The organism is Kitasatospora sp. NPDC057940 (assembly GCF_042887425.1).
GTDB lineage: Bacteria > Actinomycetota > Actinomycetes > Streptomycetales > Streptomycetaceae > Kitasatospora.
The window spans coordinates 15,797-39,905 of sequence record NZ_JBHVPH010000038.1; the positions used below are offsets into that span (position 1 = coordinate 15,797).

At 73.1% G+C, this 24,109-nt stretch carries 22 protein-coding genes; 13 read left to right on the forward strand and 9 right to left on the reverse strand.

All coding sequences use genetic code 11. The annotated features are described in order from the left end of the window. Window positions 1-485 precede the first annotated feature (485 nt). Window positions 486-1,358, forward strand: a complete 873-nt coding sequence (locus ACFVTF_RS34950; protein ID WP_387818043.1) for a glycosyltransferase family 2 protein — start codon at window positions 486-488, stop codon at window positions 1,356-1,358. A gap of 89 nt (window positions 1,359-1,447) precedes the next feature. Here ACFVTF_RS34950 and ACFVTF_RS34955 read toward each other — a convergent pair whose 3' ends face one another. The 3 genes from ACFVTF_RS34955 to gcl all read right to left on the reverse strand — a co-directional run bounded on the left by ACFVTF_RS34955 (window position 1,448) and on the right by gcl (window position 4,401). After that, the gene (locus tag ACFVTF_RS34955) at window positions 1,448-1,936 is read right to left on the reverse strand and encodes a glutathione peroxidase (RefSeq protein WP_387818044.1); all 489 of its coding nucleotides are present in this window, start codon (window positions 1,934-1,936) and stop codon (window positions 1,448-1,450) included. Between the two features lie 83 nt (window positions 1,937-2,019). Next, window positions 2,020-2,472, reverse strand: coding sequence for a pyridoxamine 5'-phosphate oxidase family protein (locus ACFVTF_RS34960; RefSeq protein ID WP_387818045.1), 453 nt, complete (start codon window positions 2,470-2,472; stop codon window positions 2,020-2,022). A gap of 147 nt (window positions 2,473-2,619) precedes the next feature. After that, a complete protein-coding gene (gene gcl, locus ACFVTF_RS34965) occupies window positions 2,620-4,401 on the reverse strand; it encodes a glyoxylate carboligase (protein ID WP_387818046.1) in 1,782 nt (593 codons plus the stop codon). 786 nt (window positions 4,402-5,187) lie between these two features. Between gcl and ACFVTF_RS34970 the strand changes: the two genes are divergently transcribed. Beyond that, entirely contained in the window at window positions 5,188-6,672 is a 1,485-nt protein-coding gene (locus ACFVTF_RS34970; RefSeq protein ID WP_387818073.1) for a SulP family inorganic anion transporter, read from the forward strand. A 172-nt stretch (window positions 6,673-6,844) separates the two neighbouring features. Here the strand turns inward: ACFVTF_RS34970 and ACFVTF_RS34975 are convergent, their stop codons facing one another. Further along, window positions 6,845-7,330, reverse strand: coding sequence for a DoxX family protein (locus tag ACFVTF_RS34975; protein ID WP_387818047.1), 486 nt, complete (start codon window positions 7,328-7,330; stop codon window positions 6,845-6,847). Window positions 7,331-7,481: 151 nt separating this feature from the next. On the opposite strand from ACFVTF_RS34975, the gene ACFVTF_RS34980 reads away from it, so the two are divergent. From ACFVTF_RS34980 to ACFVTF_RS34990, 3 genes are all read left to right on the forward strand, one after another. Next, on the forward strand, window positions 7,482-8,063 hold the full coding sequence (locus ACFVTF_RS34980; protein ID WP_387818048.1) for a TetR/AcrR family transcriptional regulator: 582 nt from the start codon (window positions 7,482-7,484) through the stop codon (window positions 8,061-8,063). A 116-nt stretch (window positions 8,064-8,179) separates the two neighbouring features. Further along, a complete protein-coding gene (locus ACFVTF_RS34985; RefSeq protein ID WP_387818049.1) occupies window positions 8,180-9,613 on the forward strand; it encodes an MFS transporter in 1,434 nt (477 codons plus the stop codon). Next, window positions 9,610-10,371 (forward strand): SDR family NAD(P)-dependent oxidoreductase, encoded by a 762-nt coding sequence (locus ACFVTF_RS34990; RefSeq protein ID WP_387818050.1) that lies wholly within the window; start codon window positions 9,610-9,612, stop codon window positions 10,369-10,371. The genes ACFVTF_RS34985 and ACFVTF_RS34990 overlap by 4 nt, the downstream gene beginning before the upstream one ends. Before the next feature lie 103 nt (window positions 10,372-10,474). Here the strand turns inward: ACFVTF_RS34990 and ACFVTF_RS34995 are convergent, their stop codons facing one another. Continuing rightward, window positions 10,475-11,137, reverse strand: coding sequence for an SMI1/KNR4 family protein (locus ACFVTF_RS34995; protein WP_387818051.1), 663 nt, complete (start codon window positions 11,135-11,137; stop codon window positions 10,475-10,477). Window positions 11,138-11,399: 262 nt separating this feature from the next. Here ACFVTF_RS34995 and ACFVTF_RS35000 point away from each other — a divergent pair, with 262 nt between their 5' ends. From ACFVTF_RS35000 to ACFVTF_RS35010, 3 genes are all read left to right on the forward strand, one after another. Then, window positions 11,400-12,320: a carbohydrate ABC transporter permease gene (locus ACFVTF_RS35000; protein ID WP_371515658.1), complete on the forward strand. Its 921-nt coding sequence runs from the start codon at window positions 11,400-11,402 to the stop codon at window positions 12,318-12,320. Beyond that, window positions 12,317-13,225 carry a carbohydrate ABC transporter permease gene (locus ACFVTF_RS35005; protein ID WP_371515657.1) on the forward strand — a complete coding sequence of 303 codons (909 nt, stop codon included), beginning with the start codon at window positions 12,317-12,319 and terminating at the stop codon, window positions 13,223-13,225. The genes ACFVTF_RS35000 and ACFVTF_RS35005 overlap by 4 nt, the downstream gene beginning before the upstream one ends. A gap of 73 nt (window positions 13,226-13,298) precedes the next feature. Continuing rightward, the gene (locus ACFVTF_RS35010) at window positions 13,299-14,690 is read left to right on the forward strand and encodes an ABC transporter substrate-binding protein (protein WP_371515656.1); all 1,392 of its coding nucleotides are present in this window, start codon (window positions 13,299-13,301) and stop codon (window positions 14,688-14,690) included. A 197-nt stretch (window positions 14,691-14,887) separates the two neighbouring features. Here the strand turns inward: ACFVTF_RS35010 and ACFVTF_RS35015 are convergent, their stop codons facing one another. Continuing rightward, window positions 14,888-15,157 carry a helix-turn-helix domain-containing protein gene (locus ACFVTF_RS35015; protein ID WP_063346085.1) on the reverse strand — a complete coding sequence of 90 codons (270 nt, stop codon included), beginning with the start codon at window positions 15,155-15,157 and terminating at the stop codon, window positions 14,888-14,890. 153 nt (window positions 15,158-15,310) lie between these two features. Here ACFVTF_RS35015 and map point away from each other — a divergent pair, with 153 nt between their 5' ends. Continuing rightward, window positions 15,311-16,078 carry a type I methionyl aminopeptidase gene (map, locus tag ACFVTF_RS35020; RefSeq protein WP_387818052.1) on the forward strand — a complete coding sequence of 256 codons (768 nt, stop codon included), beginning with the start codon at window positions 15,311-15,313 and terminating at the stop codon, window positions 16,076-16,078. 181 nt (window positions 16,079-16,259) lie between these two features. Continuing rightward, window positions 16,260-18,668, forward strand: coding sequence for a transglycosylase domain-containing protein (locus ACFVTF_RS35025; RefSeq protein WP_387818053.1), 2,409 nt, complete (start codon window positions 16,260-16,262; stop codon window positions 18,666-18,668). A gap of 72 nt (window positions 18,669-18,740) precedes the next feature. Here ACFVTF_RS35025 and ACFVTF_RS35030 read toward each other — a convergent pair whose 3' ends face one another. Both ACFVTF_RS35030 and ACFVTF_RS35035 read right to left on the reverse strand, forming a co-directional pair. Further along, entirely contained in the window at window positions 18,741-19,325 is a 585-nt protein-coding gene (locus ACFVTF_RS35030; RefSeq protein WP_387818054.1) for a hypothetical protein, read from the reverse strand. A 31-nt stretch (window positions 19,326-19,356) separates the two neighbouring features. Further along, window positions 19,357-19,905, reverse strand: a complete 549-nt coding sequence (locus ACFVTF_RS35035; RefSeq protein ID WP_387818055.1) for an RBBP9/YdeN family alpha/beta hydrolase — start codon at window positions 19,903-19,905, stop codon at window positions 19,357-19,359. 256 nt (window positions 19,906-20,161) lie between these two features. Here ACFVTF_RS35035 and ACFVTF_RS35040 point away from each other — a divergent pair, with 256 nt between their 5' ends. The 3 genes from ACFVTF_RS35040 to ACFVTF_RS35050 all read left to right on the forward strand — a co-directional run bounded on the left by ACFVTF_RS35040 (window position 20,162) and on the right by ACFVTF_RS35050 (window position 22,760). Further along, complete coding sequence (locus tag ACFVTF_RS35040; RefSeq protein ID WP_063346079.1) at window positions 20,162-20,728, forward strand: DJ-1/PfpI family protein; 567 nt, start codon at window positions 20,162-20,164, stop codon at window positions 20,726-20,728. Window positions 20,729-20,925: 197 nt separating this feature from the next. Continuing rightward, window positions 20,926-22,128, forward strand: coding sequence for a serine hydrolase domain-containing protein (locus tag ACFVTF_RS35045; protein ID WP_387818056.1), 1,203 nt, complete (start codon window positions 20,926-20,928; stop codon window positions 22,126-22,128). A 77-nt stretch (window positions 22,129-22,205) separates the two neighbouring features. Next, window positions 22,206-22,760: a gamma carbonic anhydrase family protein gene (locus ACFVTF_RS35050; RefSeq protein ID WP_371515651.1), complete on the forward strand. Its 555-nt coding sequence runs from the start codon at window positions 22,206-22,208 to the stop codon at window positions 22,758-22,760. Here ACFVTF_RS35050 and ACFVTF_RS35055 read toward each other — a convergent pair. Next, the gene (locus ACFVTF_RS35055; RefSeq protein ID WP_387818057.1) at window positions 22,757-23,971 is read right to left on the reverse strand and encodes an MFS transporter; all 1,215 of its coding nucleotides are present in this window, start codon (window positions 23,969-23,971) and stop codon (window positions 22,757-22,759) included. The two genes, ACFVTF_RS35050 and ACFVTF_RS35055, sit on opposite strands and share 4 nt — an antisense overlap. Between the last annotated feature and the right edge of the window lie 138 nt (window positions 23,972-24,109).

Sequence of the window (24,109 nt, forward strand, 5' to 3'; positions counted from 1 at the left end):
AAGTGGCTGCTGTCGCACCGGTATCAGCAGCTCTGTCTTCTCCACGGTCCGTCGGCGGGTGGGTGGGGTCAGGCCGGGAGGACGGCCTCGATCGCGGCGGTCAGCTCGTCCGACTCCGGTTCGACGTGCGGCCGCAGGCGGGCGGCCACGGTGCCGTCGGGGGAGACCGGGAACTTCTCGAATTTCTAACGCTCCATCAGTTCACGTCTGATGACGACTGGTCGGCGCCGACAGGGCCGCCTCCTGTTGCGTTTTCGCAGGTCGCAGACTGGTAGTACCAGATGACGTCCGGTACCACCATGCGCGGCGAGTGTGGCAGGGCGGACGGCGCGGCGGAGACCTCGGGCCGCATCCCGGCGGATCCGGTTCAGTGTGGGCTGGTGCATGACCTGGTGGTCCGGAGGCATCCGCCTCTCGGCGAGTTCCCTGAGCGGGGCGGCGCCCGAGCGGTGCGTTCGTCGGGTCATGTCTGCTTCCTCGAAGGGATGAGTTCGGTGGGCGTCAAGTTGGGCGTGGCGGTCCTGACCATGGGCACGCGGCCGAAGGAACTGGCCGAGTTGCTGGCCTCGGTGGAGACGCAGACGGTCAAGCCGGCGCGGACGGTGGTGGTCGCCCAGGGCTGCCCGCTGCCGGAGCTGCCGGCGTGGGTGGAGGGCGTCGAGCTGGCCGAGAACCTCGGGGTGACCGGCGGTCGGAACGTGGCGCTGGAGCACCTGCGCGACGTGGACGTGGTGATCGACCTGGACGACGACGGCCTGCTGGTTGCCGACGACGTGTTTGCGAGGATCGAGGCGCTGTACGAGGCGGACCCCGGGCTGGGCATCGTGTCCTTCCGGATCGCGGACGAGACCGGGCTGACCCAGCGCCGCCACGTTCCCCGGCTGCGGGCCGGCGATCCGATGCGCGGTGGCGAGGTGACCAGCTTCCTGGGCGGTGGCCATGGGCTGTCGACGAAGATGCTGCGGCAGGTCGGGGACTGGCCGGACGCGTTCTTCTTCGCGCACGAGGAGACCGACATGGCCTGGCGGGCGCTCGACGCCGACTGGCGGGTGCTGTACGCGCCGGAGCTGCTGCTGCAACACCCTCGGACCAGCCCGACCCGCCACTCGTTCTTCTACCGGGTGAACGCCCGCAACCGCGTGTACCTCGCGCGCCGCCACCTGCCCGCGTTGCTGGTTCCGGTCTACCTCGGCGTGTGGGTGGCGCTCACGGTCGCCCGCACCCGGAACGCCGCCGGGTTGAAGGCCTGGTTCTCGGGCTTCGCCGAGGGCTGGCGCACACCGTGCAGTCGGCGCAAGCCGATGCGCTGGCGCACGGTGTGGACCATGACCCGGCTCGGCCGGCCCCCGATCATCTAGGCCGCAGCCGCCTGGCGCATCCACTCCCTGGGGAACGACGGACCGGCCCCGGGCGGGGGCCCGGGGCCGGTCTGTCGGTGGGGGGCGGATCAGGCCGGGAGGACGGCCTCGATTGCGGCGGTCAGCTCGTCCGACTCCGGCTCGACGCGCGGCCGCAGGCGGGCGGCCACGGTGCCGTCGGGGGAGATCAGGAACTTCTCGAAGTTCCAGGCGACGTCCCCGGTCTCGCCCTCGGCGTCGGCGGCCTGGGTCAGCTGCCGGTACAGCGGGTGCCGGTCGTCGCCGTTGACGTCGATCTTCTCGAACAGCGGGAAGGTGACGCCGTAGGTGGTGGAGCAGAAGGTCTGGATCTCCTCGGCGCTGCCCGGCTCCTGCCCGGCGAACTGGTTGCAGGGGAAGCCCAGCACGGTGAACCCGCGTGCGGCGTACCGCTGCTGGAGCTTCTCCAGGCCGGTGTACTGCGGGGTCAGGCCGCACTTGGAGGCGACGTTGACGATCAGCAGCGCCTTGCCCTTGTACTCGGCCAGCGAGGTGCGCTCGCCGGTGAGGGTGTGCAGCGGGATGTCGTACAGGCTCACGGGGGTGGTCCTTTCGGCAGGTGTGCAAAACAGGGTGTCGCCGAGCCACCGTAGTGGCCGTGACCACCTGAGCCGGGCCCGACCTACCGGTCTTCCGGCAGATCGGCCCCGAAGGTGGAGAAGTCGGCGCTCGACCAGTGCTCGGGGCGCATCCGGAGCGTGATGTCGGCGGCCAACTGCTCCCGGGCGGAGGCCAGGTAGTCGCGCGCGGCCTCGGGCGCCAGGTAGCGGTTGGCGAGGGCGGCCCACTCGTCCGGGTCGAGCCGGTCCTCGATCGCCACCACCGGGCCCTCGACGCTCACGTACGCGGCCGGGTACTGCTCGTGCTGGGCGCAGAGGGTGAACCGCCCGGCGGCCCGGATCCGCCGGGCCTTGACGGAGTCGCGGCCGGTGATGACGGTGAGCAGGCCGCCGGGGACGTAGGAGTACCAGACCGGTACGGCCAGCGGGCCCCGGTCCGGCCCGGTGCCGGAGTCGACGGCCAGCACGCCGACGTGCGGTGCGGCGAGGAACCGCTCGCGCTCGGTCCTGCTCATGCTGAAGGGCATGGTGTGCGCTCCCGGGGGTTCCGGGCCCGCGCGCGGAGGTCGGGCGCGAGCGTCTTCCGGTCTGTACCCGGTACGCCTGCGGGCCACTCGGGGTGGGTGCGGTGCCGCGTCCGCCCCGGGTGGCCCGCGGCGGGGTCAGAGCGCGAGCGGCTTGACGGCGGTCGGCGCGTGCTCGGGGAGGGTGGCGATCTCCTCCCACTCGTTGACCTTGTCGATGTCGGCGGCGGCCATCGAGATGTTGGTGACCCGCTCCAGGATCGCCTCGACGACGACCGGGACGCGGAACTCGGCGGCGAGCTTCTTGGCCTCCTCGAAGGCCGGCAGCAGGCCTTCGGGCTCGGTGACCCGGATCGCCTTGCAGCCCAGGCCCTCGGCGACCCGGACGTGGTCCACGCCGTAGACGCCCAGCTCCGGCGCGTTGATGTTCTCGAACTCCAGCTTGACCTGGAAGTCGATGTCGAAGTTGCGCTGCGCCTGGCGGATCAGGCCCAGGTACGAGTTGTTCACCAGCACGTGGACGTACGGGATGCGGTGCTGGGCGCCGACGGCCAGCTCCTCGACCATGAACTGGAAGTCGTAGTCGCCGGAGAGCGCGACGACCTGGCCCTCGGGGTCGGCGGTGGCGACGCCGAGCGCGGCCGGGATGGTCCAGCCGAGCGGGCCGGCCTGGCCGCAGTTGATCCAGTGCCGCGGCCGGTAGACGTGCAGCAGCTGCGCGCCGGCGATCTGGGAGAGGCCGATGGTGGTGACGTAGCGGGTGTCCGGGCCGAACGCCTTGTTCATCTCCTCGTAGACGCGCTGCGGCTTGAGCGGCACGTTGTCGAAGTGGGTGCGGCGCTGGAGCCGGGCCTTGCGGTCCTGGGTGGCGGCGGCCCACTCGCTGCGGTCCTTGAGCTGCCCGGCGGCCTGGAGCTCCCGGGCGACCTGGAGGAAGAGCTCCAGCGCGGCCTTGGCGTCGGAGGCGATGCCGAGGTCGGGGGCGAAGATCCTGCCGATCTGGGTGGGCTCGATGTCGACGTGGACGAACGTGCGGCCCGCGGTGTAGACGTCCAGGCCGCCGGTGTGGCGGTTGGCCCAGCGGTTGCCGATGCCCAGGACGAAGTCGGAGGCGAGGAAGTTCTCGTTCCCGTAGCGGTGCGAGGTCTGCAGGCCGACCATGCCGGCGTTCAGCTCGTGGTCGTCGGGGACGATGCCCCAGCCCATCAGGGTCGGGACCACCGGGACGCCGGTCAGCTCGGCGAACTCCCGCAGCAGTTCGGCGGCGTCGGCGTTGATGACGCCGCCGCCGGCGACGATCAGCGGGCGCTCGGACGCCTGGAGCAGGGCGAGGGCCTTCTCGATCTGGATCCGGTTGGCGGCCGGCTTGTAGACCGGGAGCGGCTGGTAGGCCTCGGGGTCGAAGTCGATCTCGGTCAGCTGGACGTCGATCGGCAGGTCGATCAGGACCGGGCCCGGGCGGCCGGAGCGCATCAGGTGGAAGGCCTGCTGGAACACGCCGGGGACCTGTGCGGCCTCCAGCACGGTGGTGGCGGCCTTGGTGACGGGCTTGGCGATCGAGGCGATGTCGACGGCCTGGAAGTCCTCCTTGTGCAGGCGGGCGACGGGCGCCTGGCCGGTGATGCACAGGATCGGGACGGAGTCGGCGATCGCCGAGTACAGGCCGGTGATCATGTCGGTGCCGGCCGGGCCCGAGGTGCCGATGCAGACGCCGATGTTGCCGGCCTTGGCGCGGGTGTAGCCCTCGGCCATGTGGGAGGCGCCCTCGACGTGCCGGGCCAGCGTGTGCCCGATCCCGCCGGAGGCCTTGAGCGCGGCGTAGAACGGGTTGATGGCCGCGCCCGGCACGCCGAACGCGACCTCAACGCCTTCGAGCTTGAGGATCTCCACGGCCGCGCGGGCGGCTGTCATACGAGGCATCGGGTCTCTCCTGCGTCGGCCCGCAGTGGGTCGGAGGGCTCATCTCCAGAATTCCACCATACGGAAGAATGGTTTCTGTATGCGGAAATACGGTACGACTGGGCTCGGCGGGGCGTCAAGAGGGGGTTCAACAGAATGTGGACGTCGGCCCCGGGGGGTGAAACCGCAGGTCGCCACGGGCGTCCGGGGGTGGGGAGGCGGGGCCGGGTTCGTACAGGTGGGCGCCGATCGTGCTGGTGTACCCGGGGAACCGGCCGTTCCGCGCCGGAAAGCGCGGCCGATGTGCAGTGCGGGTGAAGGGACGGTGCCCGAGGTCGGCCCACCCCGCACCCCTGGGTACCGTCGGTGGCACGCCGGGCCCGTGATGTCCAACTGAGGCCGCGGCAAGGGGGATTCGGGACGGTCCGGGAGCGGGGGAGCTCCGGCGGCCGGTCCCGTCCAGGACCAGCGCGCCCGGTCCGCCGCACCCGAGCGAGGGACGCACCCCCTGGCCGCACCGACCCGACACCCGCCGCCGCCGTCCGGTCCACCCGGACCTGCGGCCGTACCGCTGTCGCCCCCTCCGTGCGGTCCACCTCTCTTTCCCCTCCTCGCCCCCGTGACCTCCTCACCCCCTGTGACGGCGTGCCCGCAGCGGCGGGCGCGCGAAAGGAACGCCGCCATGCGCTGTCTCCCTGCCCGCCCCCCGGTGGTGACCGGGTGAGCCGAACGCCCCGCCGCCGCAAGGCCCCGCCGGGCCATCCCGGCAAGGCCGCCCCGCCGGGCCGCCGCCGGCCCCCGCTCGCCGTGCTGCGCGCCGTCCCCTGGCGCTACGACCTGCCCGCCTCGCTGGTGGTGTTCCTGGTCGCCCTGCCGCTGTGCGTCGGGGTGGCGGTCGCCTCCGGCGTCCCCGCCGAACTGGGTCTGGTCACCGGCATCGTCGGCGGCCTGCTCGTCGGCGTCCTGCCCGGCAGCAGCCTCCAGGTCAGCGGCCCGGCCGCCGGGCTGACCGTCCTGGTCTACGACGCCGTCCAACGCTTCGGCGTCACCGCCCTCGGCCTGCTCGTCCTCGGCACCGGGCTGCTCCAGATCGCGATGGGAGCCCTCCGGCTCGGCCGCTGGTTCCGGGCGATGTCCGCCTCGGTGGTGCACGGCATGCTGGCCGGCATCGGGCTGACCCTGCTGTTCGGCCAGCTGTACGCGCTCGCCGACCGCCGCGCCCCGGCCACCGGGCCGGAGAAGATCGCCGGACTGCCCGACCTGCTGGCGGACGTGGTCACCGGCGTGGCCAACCCGAGCGCGGTCGCCCTGGGCCTGGCCACCCTGCTCGTGCTGGTCGGCTGGAAGTACCTGCCCGGGCGCGTCGCCCGCGGCGTCCCCGCGCCGCTGGCCGCCGTCGGACTGGCCGCCGCCGTCACGGCCGCCGCCGACCTGCCGGTGGCGAGGGTCCGGGTGGCCGGCCTGCTCGACGTCGTCCACCTGCCCGACCGTGCCGCGCTCGGCGCGGTGGCGGGTACCGCCGGCCTCGGTACGGTCGTCGCCTTCACCCTGATCGCCTCCGCCGAGACGCTGTTCAGCGCCGCCGCCGTCGACCGGATGCACCACGGCCGGCGCACCGACTACGACCGCGAGCTGACCTCCCAGGGCATCGGCAACACCGTCTGCGGGCTGCTCGGCGCCCTGCCGATGACCGCGGTGATCGTCCGCAGCGCGGCCAACGTCCAGGCGGGGGCGCGGACCAAGGCCTCGCGCACCCTGCACGGGCTCTGGCTGCTGCTGTTCACCGCGCTGCTGCCCGGCGTGCTCGGGCTCGTCCCGCTCACCGCGCTGGCCGCCGTCCTGGTCCACGCCGGCGCCAAGCTCGTGCCGCTGCGGCGGATCGCCGCGCTCTGCCGCGACCACCGGGGCGAGGCGCTGGTGCTCGCGGTGACCGCGGGCGCCATCATCGCCACCGACCTGTTCGAGGGTGTGCTGATCGGTATCGGCCTGGCCGTGGCCAAGTCCGCCTGGCAGACCTCGCACCTGCAGATCGGGCTGGAGGAACTGGTCCTGCCGTCCGGCGAGGCCCTGCAGCGCGTCCGGCTCAGCGGCAACGCGACCTTCCTGCGGCTGCCCCGGCTGCTGGACGCCCTGGAACGGCTGCCGGCCGACCGGCCGGTGGAACTCGACTGGTCCGGGCTGCGCCACCTGGACCACGCCTGCACGGTGGCCCTCGCCGCGTGGGCCGCCCAGCACCGGGCCCGCTCCACCGCTCCGCTCGCGGTCGAACCGCCGCTGCCGACCGTGGTGTGAGGACGGGCGGGCGCGGCCCTGGCCCGTCGACGGACTGACCCCGCACAAGTCAGTCCGTCGTGCCGTCCGCTGAGCCGCTGAGCCGTCGAGCCGTGCCGTCCGTCGAGCCGTCGAGCCGTCCGTCCAGCCGTCCGCCGGCCGGGTTCTCAGCCGACCGCCGGGCCGGGGGCGCTCAGCCGGCCTGGCCCGGGTGTGCTCCCGCCGGGGCGGGCTGGGCGGCCGGCTCGGCCGTGCTGCGCCGTATCAGCAGCCGGTCCAGGGCGTAGGGGCCGGAGCCGAGCACCGCGATGGCGAGGAAGGCCCAGCAGAACATGACGGAGGGTTCGCCACCGTTCTGCAGCGGCAGCAGGGAGTGCTCCTGGTGGACGGTGAAGTAGGCGTACGCCATCGAGCCGGAGCAGAGCAGGGCGGCGGTCCGGGTGCCGACGCCGAGCAGCACCAGGGCGCCGCCGACCAGTTGGATCAGCGCGGCCCACCAGCCGGGCCACTGGCCGAGCGGGACGGTGCCGCCGCCCTTGGTGCCGCCGAGGACGCCGAAGAGCGAGGCGGCGCCGTGGCAGGCGAAGAGCAGCCCGACGACGACCCGGAAGGCCGTCAGGACGAGCGGGCGGGCGGCCTCGGCCGCCCGCTGGGGAGAGGTGGGAAGGTTCGCGGGCATGGGGAAACGCCTCCTGTGGGGGGAGGAGGAGGTACGGGGCGGCAAGGGTAGCTTTGGTCTAGTCCACTTGGCAATGCTCCGTCAGATCCCACGTGTGCGACCTTCGAGGTGGATCTTGACCGACCGTTCTGGAAAGGGTTAGCGTTCACCCATGGCGCGAACGAAGGAATTCGACCCGGACGCCGTGCTCCAGTCGGCCCTTGAGCTGTTCTGGCGGCGCGGTTACGAGGCCACCTCGATGGCCGACCTGGTCGAGGAGCTCGGGATCGCCCGGGCGAGCATCTACGCCACCTTCGGCAGCAAGCACGAACTGTTCCTGCGGGCGCTGGAGCGGTACGGCGAGCAGGCCGACCCGGTGCTCTTGGCCGAGCTCTCCCAGCCCGGCCCGGTGCTGCCGGCCGTCCGCGCGCTGGTCCGCCGGTTCGCGGCGGAGTCCGCCGAGGACGGGCTGAAGCGCGGGTGTTTCATCACCAACACCGCCATCGAGCTCGCCGCGCACGATCCCTCGGCGGCCCGCCGGGTGGAGGCCGGACTCGGCCACCTGGAGACGGTGCTGACCGCCGCCCTGGTCCGGGCCGAGGCGCAGGGCGAACTGCCCGCCGGGCGGGACCCGAGGGCGCTGGCCCGGATGCTGCTGGTGCTGTTGCAGGGCGTGCGGGTGCTGGGCCGGACCGCCGACGGCGCGTCCCGGGTGCGGGACGCCGCCGAACAGGCGCTGGTGCTGCTCGACTGACTGATCGGCTGACGGGTCGGCTGACGGGTCGCGGGGCGATGGCGGGGCGACGGGGGAGGTCGCCATGTGCTGTCCCGATACTGGACCGAACGGTCATTTTTGGGAGGGGGGTTTCCATGAGCGTCGCCACGGCCGACCGGCCCGGCTTCGCGCTGCTCGGCGGCGTGCAGGCCACGCTGATCTTCACGATCATGATCCTGTCCGTGCCACTGCCCCTGGTGGCCAGGGAGTTCGGGCTCGGCCCGTCCGGCGTGCTGCTGCTGAGCGCCGCCTACGGACTGTCCTTCAGCGCCCTGCTGCTCCTCGGCGGCCGACTGACCGACCGTCACGGCGGCCGCCGGCTGCTGCGGGTGGGTCTGGCCCTGCTCGGCACCGCCTCGATCGCCTGCGCCCTCGCGCCCGGCTACCCCGTCCTGCTGGCGAGCCGCTTCGCCCAGGGCGTCGGCGCCGCCCTGGCGGCCCCGGCGGCGGTCGCCGTGGTCCGGGTCCTGCGGCCCGAACCCGCCGACTACCGGCGGGCGATGGCCGCCTGGGGCGGCCTCTCGGTGCTCGGCGCCACGGCGGGCAACCTGCTCTCCGGCGCCGTCGCCGCCTGGGTCTCCTGGCGCTGGCTGTTCGCGGTGCCCGTCCTGGTCGCCCTCGTCGGCCTGGCCCGCTCCGGCTCGCTGCCGCCCGCCGAACCGGACGGCCGACCGTCGGCCGTCGGCCGGCCGGCGCTGGACCTGCCCGGCGCCGCCCTGGCCGCCGCCGGTGTCTGCGCGGCCAGTTACGGGCTGGTGGCGTCCACCGAGCACGGCTGGCGAAGCCCCGGGACACTGCTGCCGCTGGCCGCCGGGCTCGCCCTGTTGCTCGCCTTCGCCGCCGTCGAACGCGGCACCGCCGACCCGCTGCTGCCGCCCGGCTTCCTCGCCGACCGCCGCCGGGCCACCGCCCTCGCCGCCGTCATGGCGACCGCCGCCGGCACCGCGCTGACCTTCCTGCTGCTCGCGCTCTACCTCCAACAGGTCCGCGGCTGGGGCGTGCTGGCCACCTCCGCCGCCTTCCTGCCGTACGCGGCGGCACTGCTGACGGCCGGCCGCCTGGCCGGGCCGCTGACCGCCCGCTACGGCGCCGTCGCGGTCACCGCCGGAGGGCTCGCCCTCGCGGCGGCCGGGCTCGGCCTGCTGGCGGGCCTCGCGCCCGGCAGCGACTACGCCACCGGGCTGCTGCCCGGGCTGCTCCTGCTGCCCGCCGGGGCCGCGACCGCCTTCGCCGGCGCGGCCGTGCTCGCCACCGCGGGCGTGCCGCCCGAACGGACCGGCCTTGCCGCGGGCGTGCTCAACACCGCCATGGAACTCGGCCCCACCGCCGGGGTGGCCGCCCTGATGGCGCTCGCCGCCACCCGCCCGAGCGTGGTCGGCGGCTACGCCACGGCCTTCGCGGCGGCGGGCACCGCCCTGGCGCTGACCGCCCTCGCCGTCGCCCTGTCGGCGCGGGCGGCTCCCGAGGCCACCACAGAGGCCGACACCGCACCAGAACGCACCATCCAGATCAAGGAGCACCTCTCATGACCACGCGTTTCACCGACAAGTCCGTCCTGGTCACCGGCGGCGGCAGCGGTATCGGACGGGCCGTGGCGCTCGCCTTCGCCCGGGAGGGTGCCCGGGTCGCGGTCGCGGGCCGCAGCGCGGGCCCGCTCGCCGAGACGGTCGAGCTGATCGAGCAGGCGGGTGGCAAGGCCGTGGCGCTGACCGGCGACGTGGCGGACGGTCAGGACGCCGCCCGGCTGGTCCGGGAGACCGTCGAACTCCTCGGCGGCCTGGACGTCGCCGTCAACAACGCCGGTGTGCTCGGCGCCGTCGGCCCGGTCGCCGACATCGACGAGGACGAGTGGCACCGGGTGTTCGCGGTCAACCTGACCGGCACCTGGCTCGCCATGAAGCACCAGATCGGCCACATGCGGGCTCACGGCGGCGGCGCGATCGTCAACGTGTCGTCCAACCTCGGCGTCCACATGCGGCTGCCCGGCCTCGGCGCCTACGCCGCGAGCAAGGCCGCCGTCACCGCGCTGACCCGCAGCGCCGCCCTCGACCACATCGCGGACGGCGTCCGGATCACCATGGTGAGCCCCGGCCCGGTGGACACCAGCATGTCCACCCGGCCCGGCGAGAACGCCGACGACAAGGCCGCGCGGATGAAGGAGAGCCTCCCCGTCGGCCGGGCGGGTGCGGTCGAGGAGATCGCCGCCGCGGTGCTGTACCTGGCCTCGTCCGAGGCGGGCTTCACCGTCGGTGCCGACCTCGTCCTGGACGGCGGTGCCACCGCCTGATCCACCCGCGGCCCAACGACCGGCAGACGCCCCGTCGTTGGGCCGCGGACCGATCCGCCCATGGCCCAACAGCCCTACGGTGCAACGTCGTTGGGCCATCAGGTCACTGCTCGGCCAGTGCGTCCCGGGCCTCCTCGGTCCGGGCCCTGGCCACCACGAGGTCCTCGTCGACCTCGACGACCAGCACGTCCGGCCCGGTGAACCAGCGGCAGCCGCGGCCGAGCCGGGGCAGCTCCGCCAGCCCCTCCGGCACCTCCACCCCGCACTCGGCGAACACGCTCAACTCGTCGTCCTGCAGCAGCTTCTCCACCATCACCATCGCCGCCGCGGCCGTTGAGAAGCGCTCCTCCCAGGGCTCCCAGCACTCCGCCGACTTGTCCGCGAGGTCGAGCCGGCCCACTGTCGGCGGATCGTCCTGGTCGAGGTCGGCCAGCAGTATGCCCCAGTGCGCGCACGACTGGTTCTCCTCCTGGTACACCAGGGCGCCGTCCAGGACGAACAGTCCCTCCGGCGGCAGCAGCCGGTTGTGGTTGCCGGTGAGGTCCTCCCGGCGGCCGAACAGTCGGTACGCCTCGCGCAGCGCGGCCGGCAGCCGCAGGCCCAGGCGCCCTTCCGCGGCGTCGAGTTCGGCGTCCGCGAAGCCGTCCCCGGGCCGCAGCGGCTCGCCCCAGTAGGCGGCGAAGCCCTCGACCAGCGCCCGGGTGCCCGCGCGGCCCCGCAGCGATTCGGCCATCGCGGCCCGGATGTCGAACTCGGTGTCGTCCATGCGGGAACCGTACGACGCCCCACCGACAGTCCGGGGCCACCGGAGGGCGTACCGGAACGGGCGGGGGCGCGCCGCACATCCCGCCCGCCAGGACCGGCCGGGGACGCGCCCCAACGCCCGTCCGCCCACGACCGGCCGAATCTGACGCGAACGCGTAATCCCGACGACACCCGTTGCTCACCGTGGGGTTTCCGACCCGTCGTGTGGGCAGGACACGGTTTCGGCCGGAACCGACGCAACGAAAGGCGGGACGCGCAAACCCATGCCGACCGCACCACACACCAAGCCCCACCAGGGCCGCCGAAGCCGCTGGGGTGAGCACGGCCTCGCCTGGGCCTTCCTGCTGCCCTCCCTGGTGGTCTTCGTCCTCTTCATCGGCTACCCGCTGGGACGGACCATCTACCTGAGCGGACACGCCAACGACCTGTTCGGCGCGCCCTCGCGCTACGTCGGGCTGAAGCACTACACCGAGTTGCTGACCTCGGCGGACTTCCGGCGCACGCTCGTCACCACCGCCCTGTTCACGCTGCTCACCGTGGTGCCCGGCGTGCTGGGCGCGCTGGTGCTGGTGCTGCTCCTGGAGAACCGGATCCGGGGCGTGCGGCTGCTGCGCTCCGCGTTCGCGCTGCCCTTCGCCTTCTCGGTGGCCAGCGCGTCCGTGGTCTTCGCGGTGTTCTTCAACCCCGCCAGCGGGGTGCTCAACGGCCTGCTCTCGCACGTCGGGCTGGGCCCGATCGGCTGGCTGACCGACTCCCGGTACGCGCTGGTCTCGGTGGCCGTCACCACGGTGTGGATGAGCCTCGGCTACAACGTGCTGGTGCTGTCCGCCGGCATCGGCTCGATCCCCGGCGAGATCCTGGAGGCCGCGCGGATCGACGGCGCCTCGGGGCTGCGGCTGGCCCGTTCGATCACGGTGCCGATGCTCGGCCCGAACCTGTTCTTCCTGACCGTGGTCTCCACCGTCCACTCGCTGCAGAGTTTCGGCCAGATCCACATCCTCACCAAGGGCGGCCCCGACGGCGCCACCCGGACCCTCGTCTACTCCGTCTACGAGAAGGCCTTCGCCTACGGCTCCAGCGACTTCGGCACCGCGAGTGCCCAGGCCGTGGTGCTGCTCGTGGTCGTCCTCGCCTGCACGGCCGTCCAGTTCGGCGTCCTGGAGCGGAAGGTGCACTACGCATGACCGTGACCGCCACCGAGGCCGGGCCCGGGGCCCAGGACGGGGCCGCCGCGCCGCGCCCGCGCCCCCGCGTGCTGGCCGGACGCTCGCCGCGCGACCTGCTCGGCCGCGCCGCCGTCTACCTGCTGCTCGCCGTCGCCGTCGTCACCGTGGCCTTCCCGGTGTACTACGCGATCGCCGGCGCCTTCATGAGCCCGTCCGAACTCTCCTCCTACCCGCCGGCACTGGTGCCCCACTCGGTCACCGGGCGGAACTTCGCCGGCGCCGTCGACACCGTCCCGCTGGCGAGGCAGTACGCCAACTCGGCGATCGTGGCGACCGTCATCACGCTCGCCCAGCTGTTCACCTCGGTCCTCGCCGCGTACGCCTTCGTGTTCCTGCCGCTCAAGGCGCGGGCCGTGGTGTTCGGGGTGTTCCTGGCGACGCTGATGGTCCCGTGGGAGGCCATCATCATCCCCAACTACCTGACGCTGTCCGGTTGGGGGCTCGGGAACACCTACTTCGGCCTGGTGCTGCCCTTCCTCGCCTCCGGCTTCGGCACCTTCATGCTGCGGCAGGCCTTCCGGCAGCTCCCCGGCGAACTGCGCGACGCCGCGCGGATCGACGGCGCGGGCCACTGGCGGTTCCTGTGGCGGATCGTCGTCCCGCTCAACAAGCCGGCCCTGGCGGCGCTGTCGATCTACGTCTTCCTGTCCGCCTGGAACCAGTACTTCTGGCCGCTCATCATCACCCGCACGGCGAAGATGCAGACCCTGCAGATCGGCCTCACCTCGCTGCGCGACTCCGAGATGTCCGACCCGGGCCTGATCCTGGCCGGCGTCGTGCTCTCCCTGCTGCCCACGCTCGCCCTGGTGGTCTTCGGCCAGCGCTTCATCGTCCGCGGTCTCACCGCGGGCGCCGTCCGCTGACCCGCTCCGCCGCTTCCTCCCGCTCCTCCCGCTCCTTCGAGCACGTCCCTCCCGACAGAGAGAGAACCCTCCCGTGAAGAAGAGTGCCCGCGCGCTCGCGGCCCTGCTGGTGGCCGGCCTGTCCCTGACCGCCTGTAGCTCCGGTGACTCCACCTCCGGCTCCGGCGGCTCCTCCGACGCCGCCCCCGGCGCCCAGGCGCTCGACCAGGCCTCGGGCGTCACCGGCGTCGAGTTCTGGCACTCGATGACGGGGAAGAACGCCGAGGTCCTCACCGGGCTGGTCAGCCAGTTCAACGCCGCCCACCAGGGCAAGATCGAGGTCAAGGCGCAGTTCCAGGGCAAGTACGACGACCTGGTCGCCAAGTACAAGGCCGCGGTGCAGCAGAAGGGCACCCCCGCCCTGGTGCAGGTCTACGACATCGGCACCCGGTTCATGATCGACTCCAAGCAGACCGTCCCGGCCCAGGCCTTCGCCGACAAGGACGGCTTCGCCCTCGACGACCTCGACCCGAACATCCGCAACTACTACTCCGTCGGCGGCAAGCTCGTCTCGATGCCGTTCAACTCCTCCATGCCGCTGCTCTACCTCAACGCCGACGCCTTCAAGGAGGCCGGCCTCGACCCGGCCCAGCCGCCCAAGGACCTCGCCGAACTCGGCGAGCTGGCGAAGAAGCTGACCAAGAAGGACGCCGACGGCAAGACCGTCCGCTACGGCTTCGGCGCCGCCATCTACGGCTGGTTCGTCGAGCAGCTGCTCGCCGAGTCCGGCACCATGTACTGCGACCAGGACAACGGCCGCACCAACAAGGCCGGCAAGGCCGTGTTCGACTCCGCCCAGGGCGCGCAGATCGTCCAGTGGTGGGCCGACCTCGTCAAGGGCGGCTACGCGGCCAACACCGGCCGCAACACCGACGACGCCCAGGCCGCGTTCAAGGCCGGCACCGTCGCCATGCACCTGGAGTCCACCGGCGTGCTGCGCGGCTACACCGAGGCCGCCAAGTTCGCCGTCGGCACCGCGGCCTTCCCCAAGCTCGCCGCCGCCGACCAGGGCGGCCCGGTCATCGGCGGCGCCTCGCTGTGGATCAGCGGCCCCGGCCACTCCGACGCCGAGAAGCGCGCCGCCTGGGAGTTCGAGAAGTTCGTCACCGCCCCCGAGCAGCAGGCCGCCTGGCACACCGGCACCGGCTACTTCCCGGTCAACCGCAAGTCCCTGGACGACCCCAAGGACAAGGAGTGGGTGGCCAAGTACCCGCAGTTCCAGACGGCCATCGAGCAGCTCAAGGCCACCAAGCCCTCCCCGGCCACCGCGGGCTGCCTGCTCGGCGTGATGCCGCAGGCCCGCAAGGGCGTCGAGACCGCGATCGAGCAGACCATCGCCGGCTCCAAGACCGCCCAGCAGGCCCTGGCCGACGCGGCCAAGGAGCTCCAGCCCGCCATCGACAGCTACAACAGCTCCGTGAACTGACCACCTCCCCGCCCCACGACGGCCCGCCCGGCGCAGCACGCGCCCGGCGGGCCGCCGCCGTTCGGGATCGCCGTCCGGAGCGCGGTTCGGGGCTCAGCCGTCGGCGTCCGCCCCGGGGATCTCCGGGAAGAGGAAGCTCCCGGCCAGGACGAGCAGGGCGTGGCGGCAAGACGGCAAGGCGTTGAGGCATCGAGGCGTCACGCCGAGAGGGCTTCGCCGTCCTCCGGGAGCGCGCACACGGCGGCCAGCTCGTCCAGCGACAGGTCCAGCGCGAACGCCAGCGCGGCGATGGTGAAGAACGACGGCGTCGGCGCCCGTCCGGTCTCGATCTTGCGCAGCGTCTCCGCCGAGACGCCGGCCACCGCCGCCACCTCGACCATGCTGCGCGCGCCGCGCGCCTCGCGCAGCAGCGCCCCGAAGCGCTCCCCGCGCTCGCGCTCCCACGGGGTCAGTGGAGTCCTCACCATGCCGTCGATACTAGGCCCTCCCCGCCGGGTCACGCCGTGTGCCCGCCTCGGTGCTCCCGTCCTGCCGCGTGGCCGCCCCTACCTCCGACCGTGCACCTCCGACCGTGATACAAATACCGGTATAAGAATTGGATCGAGGGGAGACGACTCACCGTGGTCGAAATCAAGTCGGACGCCGCCCTGGGCGCGATGCGCGAAGCCGGGCGGGTGGTGGCGGACGCGCTGGCCGCCGTGCAGGACGCGGCGGCCGTGGGCGTCAGCCTGCTGGAACTGGACGAGGTGGCGCACGGCGTGCTGCGGGCGGCCGGCGCCACCTCGCCGTTCCTCGGCTACCGGCCGTCCTTCGCGCCCGTGCCGTTCCCGGCCGTCATCTGCGCCTCGGTGAACGACGCCGTCGTGCACGGCATCCCGGACGGCTACCGGCTGCGCGACGGCGACCTGGTGAGCATCGACTGCGGCGCCCTCCTGGACGGCTGGGCCGGGGACTCCGCCGTCAGCTTCACCGTCGGCGCCGCCCGGCCCGAGGACGCGGCATTGATCGACACCACCCGGCGCGCCCTGGAGGCCGGGATCGCCGCCGCCGTGGTCGGCAACCGGATCGGCGACATCGCGCACGCCATCGGCAGGGTCGCCCGCGCCGGGCGCTACGGCCTGCTCGAAGGCTTCGGCGGGCACGGCATCGGGCGGAGCATGCACGAGGACCCGCACGTGCCCAACGAGGGCCGCCCGGGCCGGGGTTACCCGCTGCGCCCCGGCCTGGTGCTGGCGCTGGAGCCGATGCTGACGGCGGGCGGTCGGGGCGACTACCGCACCGACCCGGACGGCTGGACGCTGCGCACCACGGACGGCAGTCGCGCCGCGCACATCGAGCACACCGTCGCCATCACCGAGGACGGCCCGCGCGTCCTGACCCTCCGGTAGCCGGAGCGCGGTGGGCGGGCGGTCATCCGGGCGGGAGCAACAGGCCGTAGGCGAACGGTCCTTGTCCGAACCCGGGCGCCCGTCCGACCGGCTGGAATGAGCCGAATCTGTGGCGGATTTGTGACAAAGCTTCGCCAACACCCTGCCCTGGCACGGTATTCGCGGCCGTAGTGTTCCAGTTATGTCACCGAAGAGCCGCATACCTGCCCCGGACGCGGGCGACACCTGGGTGCCGCGCCCGCGGCGCCGTGAGACCCCGATCGGATTCCTGGGTCACACGGTCACGTTCCTCGGCTGCTGCACTCTCGGCGGTGTCCTGCTGGCCGGTCTCATCCTTCCCGCGGCGGGCGCCGTCGGGCTCGGGGCCAAGAGCAGCGCCGAGGGCTTCGAGAGCATCCCCGACGACTTCAAGGCGCCGGCGCTGTCGCAGGCCACCCAGGTCTTCGACGCCAAGGGCGGCCTGATCGCCAAGGTCTACGAGCGGGACCGCACGGTGATACCCGCCGAGCAGATGTCACCGCTGATGCGCCAGGCGCAGGTGGACATCGAGGACGCCCGCTTCTACGAGCACGGCGCCGTCGACCTCAAGGGCATCCTGCGGGCGATCACCAAGAACGCGGAGAGCGGCGCCGCCGTCCAGGGCGCGTCGACGCTGACCCAGCAGTACGTGAAGAACGTCAACGTGGAGAAGGCCGGCGACGACCCGGTGGCCGTCCTGGAGGCGCAGCGCAAGACGCTCGGCCGCAAGATCCAGGAACTCCGGTACGCCATCAAGCTGGAGGAGGACCTGACGAAGGATCAGATCCTCACCAACTACCTGAACATCACCTTCTACGGCCACCAGGCGTACGGCATACAGGCGGCCGCCCAGCGGTACTTCAGCAAGGACGCGAAGGACCTCGCCCTCCCCGAGGCGGCCATGCTCGCCGGGCTGGTGCAGAACCCGTCCCAGTACGACCCGAAGCTGCACCCGGTGGCCGCGCAGAAGCGCCGGGACACCGTCATCGACAAGATGGTCGAGAACAAGCACATCACCGCGGACCAGGCCAGGGAGGCCAAGGCCGCTCCTCTGGGCCTGAAGTACCAGGACCCGCAGAACGGCTGCATCACCGCCCAGGCCGGCATGGGCTTCTTCTGCGACTACGTGCGCCACGTGGTCAAGCAGGACCCGGTGTTCGGCAAGAGCGCCGCGGAGCGCAAGAAGCTGTGGGACACCGGCGGCCTCAACATCTACACCACGCTGGACCCGGAGAAGCAGGCCGCCGCCCAGAAGGCCGTCTCCGAGCAGGTGTACGTCACCGACCCGGTCTCGGCGGCGATGACGATGGTCGAGCCCGGCACCGGCAAGATCCTGGCGATGGCGCAGACCCGCCCCTACGGTCTGGCGAAGGAGAAGAACCAGACCGTCGTCAACTACAACGTGGACGCGGCGATGGGCGGCGGCATCGGCTTCCAGCCCGGCTCCAACTTCAAGCCGATCGTGGCCGCCGCAGCCCTGGAGGCCGGCCTGCCGCCCACCCAGCGGTACGACTCGCCCAACCGCATGGACTGGCCGACGATGAAGACCTGCGACGGCACCTGGAAGAACCTGAGCAAGGGCAAGAAGGAGGGCAGCATCCCGAACGAGAGCGCGCGCGAGGTCGGCCCGTACGAGCTCAAGGAGGCGATGGCCCTCTCGGTGAACACCTACTTCGTGCAGATGGAGCAGGAGATCGGCCTCTGCGCGGTCAAGCAGATGGCCAACAAGCTGGGCGTCACCGGCAAGGCCAGCGGTGACCCGCTGCAGGAGCTGCCCGCCCTCGGCCTCGGCACCCAGGAGGTGAGCCCGCTGACGATGGCGAACGTGTACGCGAGCTTCGCCGCCCGCGGCACCTACTGCGCGCCGCTGGCGATCAACAAGATCTCCACGGTGGACGGCAAGGACGTCCCGGTGAGCCCGGCCAAGTGCACCGAGGCGATGTCCACGGACACCGCCGACGTGATCAACAGCGTGCTGCTCGGGGTGACGGAGAAGGGCACCGCCAAGGAGCTGAGGCTGGACGACCGCCGGCAGATCGCGGCCAAGACCGGGACGACGGACGAGAAGAAGTCGGCCTGGTTCACCGGCTACACCGGCAACCTGGCCGGTTCGGTCTGGCTGGGCAGCCCGGGCACCAAGGTGCCGATGAAGAACATCCGGATCGGCGGCCACTACCAGCAGGAGGTCTTCGGCGCGACCGGCCCGGGCCCGATCTGGGAGCAGGCGATGAGCGACGCCGTCCGGAACATGCCGGAGAAGGAGTTCCCGACGGTCTACATCCCGGACCCGCCCAAGCGCGACCCGAACTGCGTCACCCCCAGCGGCTCGCCGACCGGCACCTGCGGGAGCGGCTCGGGCAAGCAGCGGCCGAGCAGCCCCGGCAACCCGAGCAGCCCCGGCGCCCTGAGCACCCCGGGCAGCACCGGCAATCAGGGCAGCACGGGCAACCCGGTCGGCCCGCTCAACCCGAACAGCCCGGTCGGCCGCTCCGCGCCGTCCACGCCGGCCGGGCAGTCCACCCCGTTCGCCCCCGCCGCGCCGGCCGACCCCGGCGACAACCAGGACCAGTGAGCCGCCCGGCCCCGCCTGAGTACCCGTACTCAGGCGGTTCGCCCTCGCGGTGGGGCCGCCGTGGCGCGGACGCTACCGTGCCTCGACCGGCTCCCCGGTGTCCTGGTCCAGGTTGAAGACCCGCCGGTAGGAGTCGGTGACCACGGTGATCTGGTCCCGGCCGGTCCAACTCGCCTCCACCAGCCGGGCGTCGTCCGGTGCCCGGCCGATCTGGGCCAGCGACCAGCGCCGCCCGGACCAGCCCGCACCGACCTCCAGCAGCACCTGCCAGTCGTCGTTGTCCTTCGGCGCGGTGGCGTACGAGCGGTGCACCACGACCAGGGCCAGCTCCGGGCGGGCCGGGGCGGTCTCCCGGCTGCGCGTCTCGGCCGCCGAGACCTTGTGCGCGGCCAGCACACCGAGCAGGAACACCACCCCGGCCGTCACCGTGACCGCCCGGGTGGCCGTCCGTACGGCGGTGCGCCGGTCGCCCAGCCAGGCGGCGGCGATCAGCGCGGCCAGCGCCGCGCCGAGCAGCAGCTCGGGCCGGTTGAGCAGGTCGGCGACCAGCATCAGCCCGCCCGAGCGGCTCTCCCACTGCCCCTCGGTGTAGAGCAGCACGGCCGCCGCCCCGCCCGCCAGCAGCAGCCGGACCAGGGCGCGCCTGGCCTTCGGCATCCGGTTCCTCATCGTCCCCCCGTCCGATGCGTCACAGCTCTGCGAGCAGCTTGCGGCCCTCCGGCCAGTCGCCCAGCCCGGAGTCCGAGTTGAGGTGTCCGTACGCGCCCGGCTCGACGTACCGGGCGCCCCACGCGTCGGCGAACAACCGGGCCCGCTCGGGGCTGACCCACGGGTCGTCGGTGCTGGCGACGACGACGGCCGGGAACGGGAACGGCGCCAGGGCCACCGGCCGGAAGCCGGTCAGCTGCGGGACTTCGGCGGTGTCGATGTCCGCGGGGGCGACCAGCAGCGCGCCGCGCACCGCGGCGGTCCGCCCGGCGGGAGCGGTAGCCACCCAGCGGGCCACCGTGACGCAGCCGAGGCTGTGGGCGACCAGCACCACCGGCCCGTCGGCGGCGGCCTCGGCCACCGCCGCGTCCACCCGGGCGATCCAGTCGTTCCGGTCGGGGTGGTCCCAGTCCGCCTGCTGGACCCGGCGGAAGGTGTCCGGCTCGGCGGCCTCCCAGCGGGTCTGCCAGTGCTCCGGGCCCGAGTTCTGGTAGCCGGGCAGGACGAGGTGGGTGGTGCGGTCCGGCATGGGCTCCTCCGGTGTGCGGTCGTGGCGGGCAGCAGGAGTCTAGGACGCGGGCAGCCGTGGTCCGCAGCCGGGCGGTGACCCGGCGCGCACGGCCCTCGGCAGGCGCGTACGCCCGGTGACGCGCCGCAGTACGCCCGGTGCGCCCTGTTGCCAACGGCACGGCCGGTGCGGGAGGTTGGTCCGGGCCCGCGGCCGGTGGCCACCGGCCGGGGCCCACGCCGTGTCGGACGCTCGACCATGTGGAGGGATGTCGGCGATGACATCGAAGATCCTGCTCGTCACCGGGGACGCCGCCGAGTCGCTGGAGGTGTTCTACCCGTACCAGCGGCTGCGCGAGGAGGGCTACCAGGTCGACATCGCCGCCCCGACCAGGAAGCGACTCCAGTTCGTCGTCCACGACTTCGTCGACGGCTACGACACCTACACCGAGAAGCCCGGCTACACCTGGCCCGCCGACCTCGCCTTCGCCGACGTCGACCCGGCCGACTACGTCGCGCTGGTCATCCCCGGCGGCCGCGCCCCCGAGTACCTGCGCAACGACCCGGACGTGCAGCGGATCGTCCAGCACTTCTTCGCGGGCGACAAGCCGGTCGCACAGATCTGCCACGGCCCGCTGATCACCGCCGCCGCCGGGGTGCTGTCCGGCCGCCGCAGCTCCGCCTACCCGGCGCTGGCGCCGGACGTGAAGGCGGCGGGCGCCGAATTCGTCGACGGCGAGGCGGTGGTGGACGGCGTGGTCGTCTCGGCCCGCGCCTGGCCCGACCACCCGGCGTGGCTGCGCGCGTTCATCGAGATCCTGCGCACCAAGGCACCGGCCTCCTGACCCGCCCCGGCCCGCCGCGCCCCCGACCCGTCTCGGGGGCGCGACTCCGGGAACCCGTCAGGGTCACGCCCCTCCCCAGGTAGCAGACGCGCCGCCCCGGAGGCTGACGACCGCCCCGCAGTCACCCTGCCATGGTGTCAAAGACCGTGGCAGCGGCTGAGGTTGACGGCCCTGCCGGCCGGACCAGGGAGGACGTCATGACCACCGACCCAGCCGCCACCACCCGGCGCCGCCGACGCGGGCCGGCCCTGCGCGCCGCTGTCGCGGCCCTCGCGGGCGCGGGCCTGATCGCCGCGCTCGCCCCGGCCGCCGCCGCCCAGGACGCGGCCCGCCCGGCGAGCGCCACCGACCGCGGCACCGACTGGACGGCCCTCGACACCGCCCTCGCCGACCTGACCGCGAAGAACGTCGCCACGTCCTCCCTCGCCGCCGTGCGGGAGAACGGCCGGCTCGTCCACCGCGCCGCCGGCGGCGTCGCCCGGCTCGGCGCCGACACCCCCGCCGACCCCGCGGGCCGCTTCCGGATCGGCAGCACCACCAAGACCTTCGTGGCCACCGTGCTGCTCCAACTCGTCGGCGAGGGACGGTTGGGACTGGACGACCGCCTGGAGAGCCTGCTGCCCGGCGCGGTGCCGAACAGCGCGGACATCACCGTCCGCGAACTCCTCGACCACACCAGCGGCGTCGCCGACTACACCCAGGACCCGGCCTTCAACTCCTACGACCAGAACTGGCTCGACACCGGCCGCTACACGTCCTACAGCCCGCAGGACCAGGTCGACCTCGCCGACAAGTACCCGCCCGCCTTCCGCCCCGGCCAGGACTGGCAGTACTCCAACACCAACTACGCCCTGGTCGCGCTGATCATCGAACGCCTCACCGGCCACGGCTGGAACGAGGAGGTGGAACGCCGGATCATCCGCCCGCTCGGCCTGACGGGCACCTCGATGCCGCTCTACTCCCCGGCCATCCCCGGCCCGCACGCCCACGCCTACCTCAAGCTCGACAGCGGCCCGGCCGACGTCACCGCGCTCAACCCCTCCATGGCCGGCCCCTCCGGCGCGGGCATCTCCACCACCGCGGACCTGACGACGTTCATCCGCGCCCTGCTCGGCGGCCGGCTGCTGCGCCCCGCCGAACTCGCCGAGATGCAGAAGACCACCGCCCACGGCGGGGGCCAGGCCTACGGGCTCGGCCTCCAGCGGGTGGACACCCCGTGCGGTGCGTTCTGGGGCCACGCCGGCGGGATCCCCGGCTACAGCACGATGATGCTCGGCTCGCTCGACGGGAAGCGCCAGTTCGCCAACAGCACGACCTTCTACGACACGCCGGATCCGGCCGCGGCCCTCGCCACCTGGCAGCGGGCGGTGAACGCCGGCCTCTGCGGCGGGCAGGGGTAGGGCGGGTGCCGCGGACCGGACCGCCCCCTACGCTGTCCGGCGACAGGAACGGCCGACCGTCACCAGGAGGACGAGACATGGCAGAGCCGCTGATCGCCGCAGTCGGGGGCAAGGTGCCCACCGTCGACCCGGGCGCCTTCCTCGCGCCGAACGCCGTCGTGGTCGGGGACGTGACGATCGGCCCCGGCGCGGGCGTCTGGTACGGGGCGGTGCTGCGCGGCGACGCCGAGTCCATCACCGTGGGCCGGGACAGCAACATCCAGGACAACTGCACCCTGCACGCCGACCCGGGCTTCCCGCTGGTGGTCGGCGAGCGGATCTCGGTCGGGCACAACGCGGTGCTGCACGGCTGCGTGGTCGAGGACGACGCCCTGGTCGGGATGAACGCCACCGTCCTCAACGGCGCCCGGATCGGCGCCGGTTCGCTGGTCGCGGCGGGCGCGGTGGTGCCGCAGGGCATGCGGGTGCCGCCCGGCTCGCTGGTCGCCGGGGTCCCGGCCAAGGTCCGCCGCGAGCTGACCGAGGACGAGAAGGCCGGCATCAAGGCCAACGGCGAGGGCTACCTGCTGCTGGCCGCCGCCCACCGCGAGCTCGAACCCCTCGCCCAGCCCCAGGCCCAGGCCCAGCCCTAGTTCTGGACGCCGACCGGAGCCGCCGCGGCCGCAGCCGTCGCGGCGGGCTCCGGTGCGGCGGGCACGGGCCGGCGCCGGTCGGCCGCCCAGGCGAGCACCGCGATCAGCGCGCCCGCAGCGGCCAGGCCGGCGCCCACCAGCGTCGGCGCCGTCCAGCCGAACCCGGCGTCCAGGGCCAGCCCGCCGAAGTAGGCGCCCTGCGCGTTGGCCAGGTTGAACGCGCCCTGCACCGTCGCCGAGGCCAGCGTCGGCGCGCTGCGCGCCTTCTGCAGGACCAGCGTCTGCACGGCCGGCACGATCGCGAAGCCGAACAGCCCGATCAGCACCACCGTGACGGCGGCCGACCAGCGGGCGTGCGCGGTCACCGCGAACAGCGCCAGGGTGGCGGCCAGCAGCACGAAGGCGGCGCAGACCGTCGGGCGCAGCGCCCGGTCGGCCGCGAACCCGCCGATCACGTTGCCGATCGTCATCCCCACCCCGAACAGCGCCAGCACCAGCGTCACCGAGCCGGTGGCGTACCCGGAGACCTCGGTGAGCAGCGGCGCGATGTAGCTGTAGCAGGCGAAGAAGCCGCCGCAGCCGAACACCACGGTGGCCAGTGCCAGCCACAGCTGCCCGTTGCGGAAGGCCCGCAGCTCGTGCCGCAGGCCGGCCTGCCCGGGGGAGGGCAGTGAAGGCACCAGCCGGGCGATGGCGAGCGTCCCGGCGGCGGCGATCAGGACGACCACCAGCATGGTCGCCCGCCAGCCCAGGTGCTGGCCCAGCAGCGTGGCGGCCGGCACACCGACGATGTTGGCGATGGTCAGGCCGGAGAACATCACGGCCACCGCCCGGGCCCGGCGGTCCGGGGCCACCAGTTCGGCCGCGGCCACCGCGCCGGCCCCGAAGAACGCGCCGTGCGGCAGTCCGGTGATCAGCCGGGTGGCGGCCAGCGTCCAGAAGTCCGGTGCGAGCGCGCACAGCAGGTTGCCGGTGGCGAACAGCCCGGCGAGCGCCACCAGCACCGCCTTGCGCGACCGGCCGGAGGCCAGCGCGGTGAGCAGCGGGGCGCCGATGACCACGCCCAGCGCGTACGCGGAGATCAGCCAGCCGGCCTGCGGGATGGAGACGTGCAGATCGTCGGCGACCTGGGGGAGCAGCCCCATGGCGGCGAATTCGGTGGTGCCGATGGCGAACGCGGTGACGGCCAGCGCGAGCAGCGCGAGAGGCAAGGGGGTGACTCCGGGGTGACGCCCGCGGACGGGGAGGCGCGGCGGGACGGGGGGATTCGTTCGTCCGGCATCCTAATCCGGCCGGATGACGCCGCCGTGAGGTGCGTGTGACGGGAGGGGGTCGCCAGTACGGCGTCC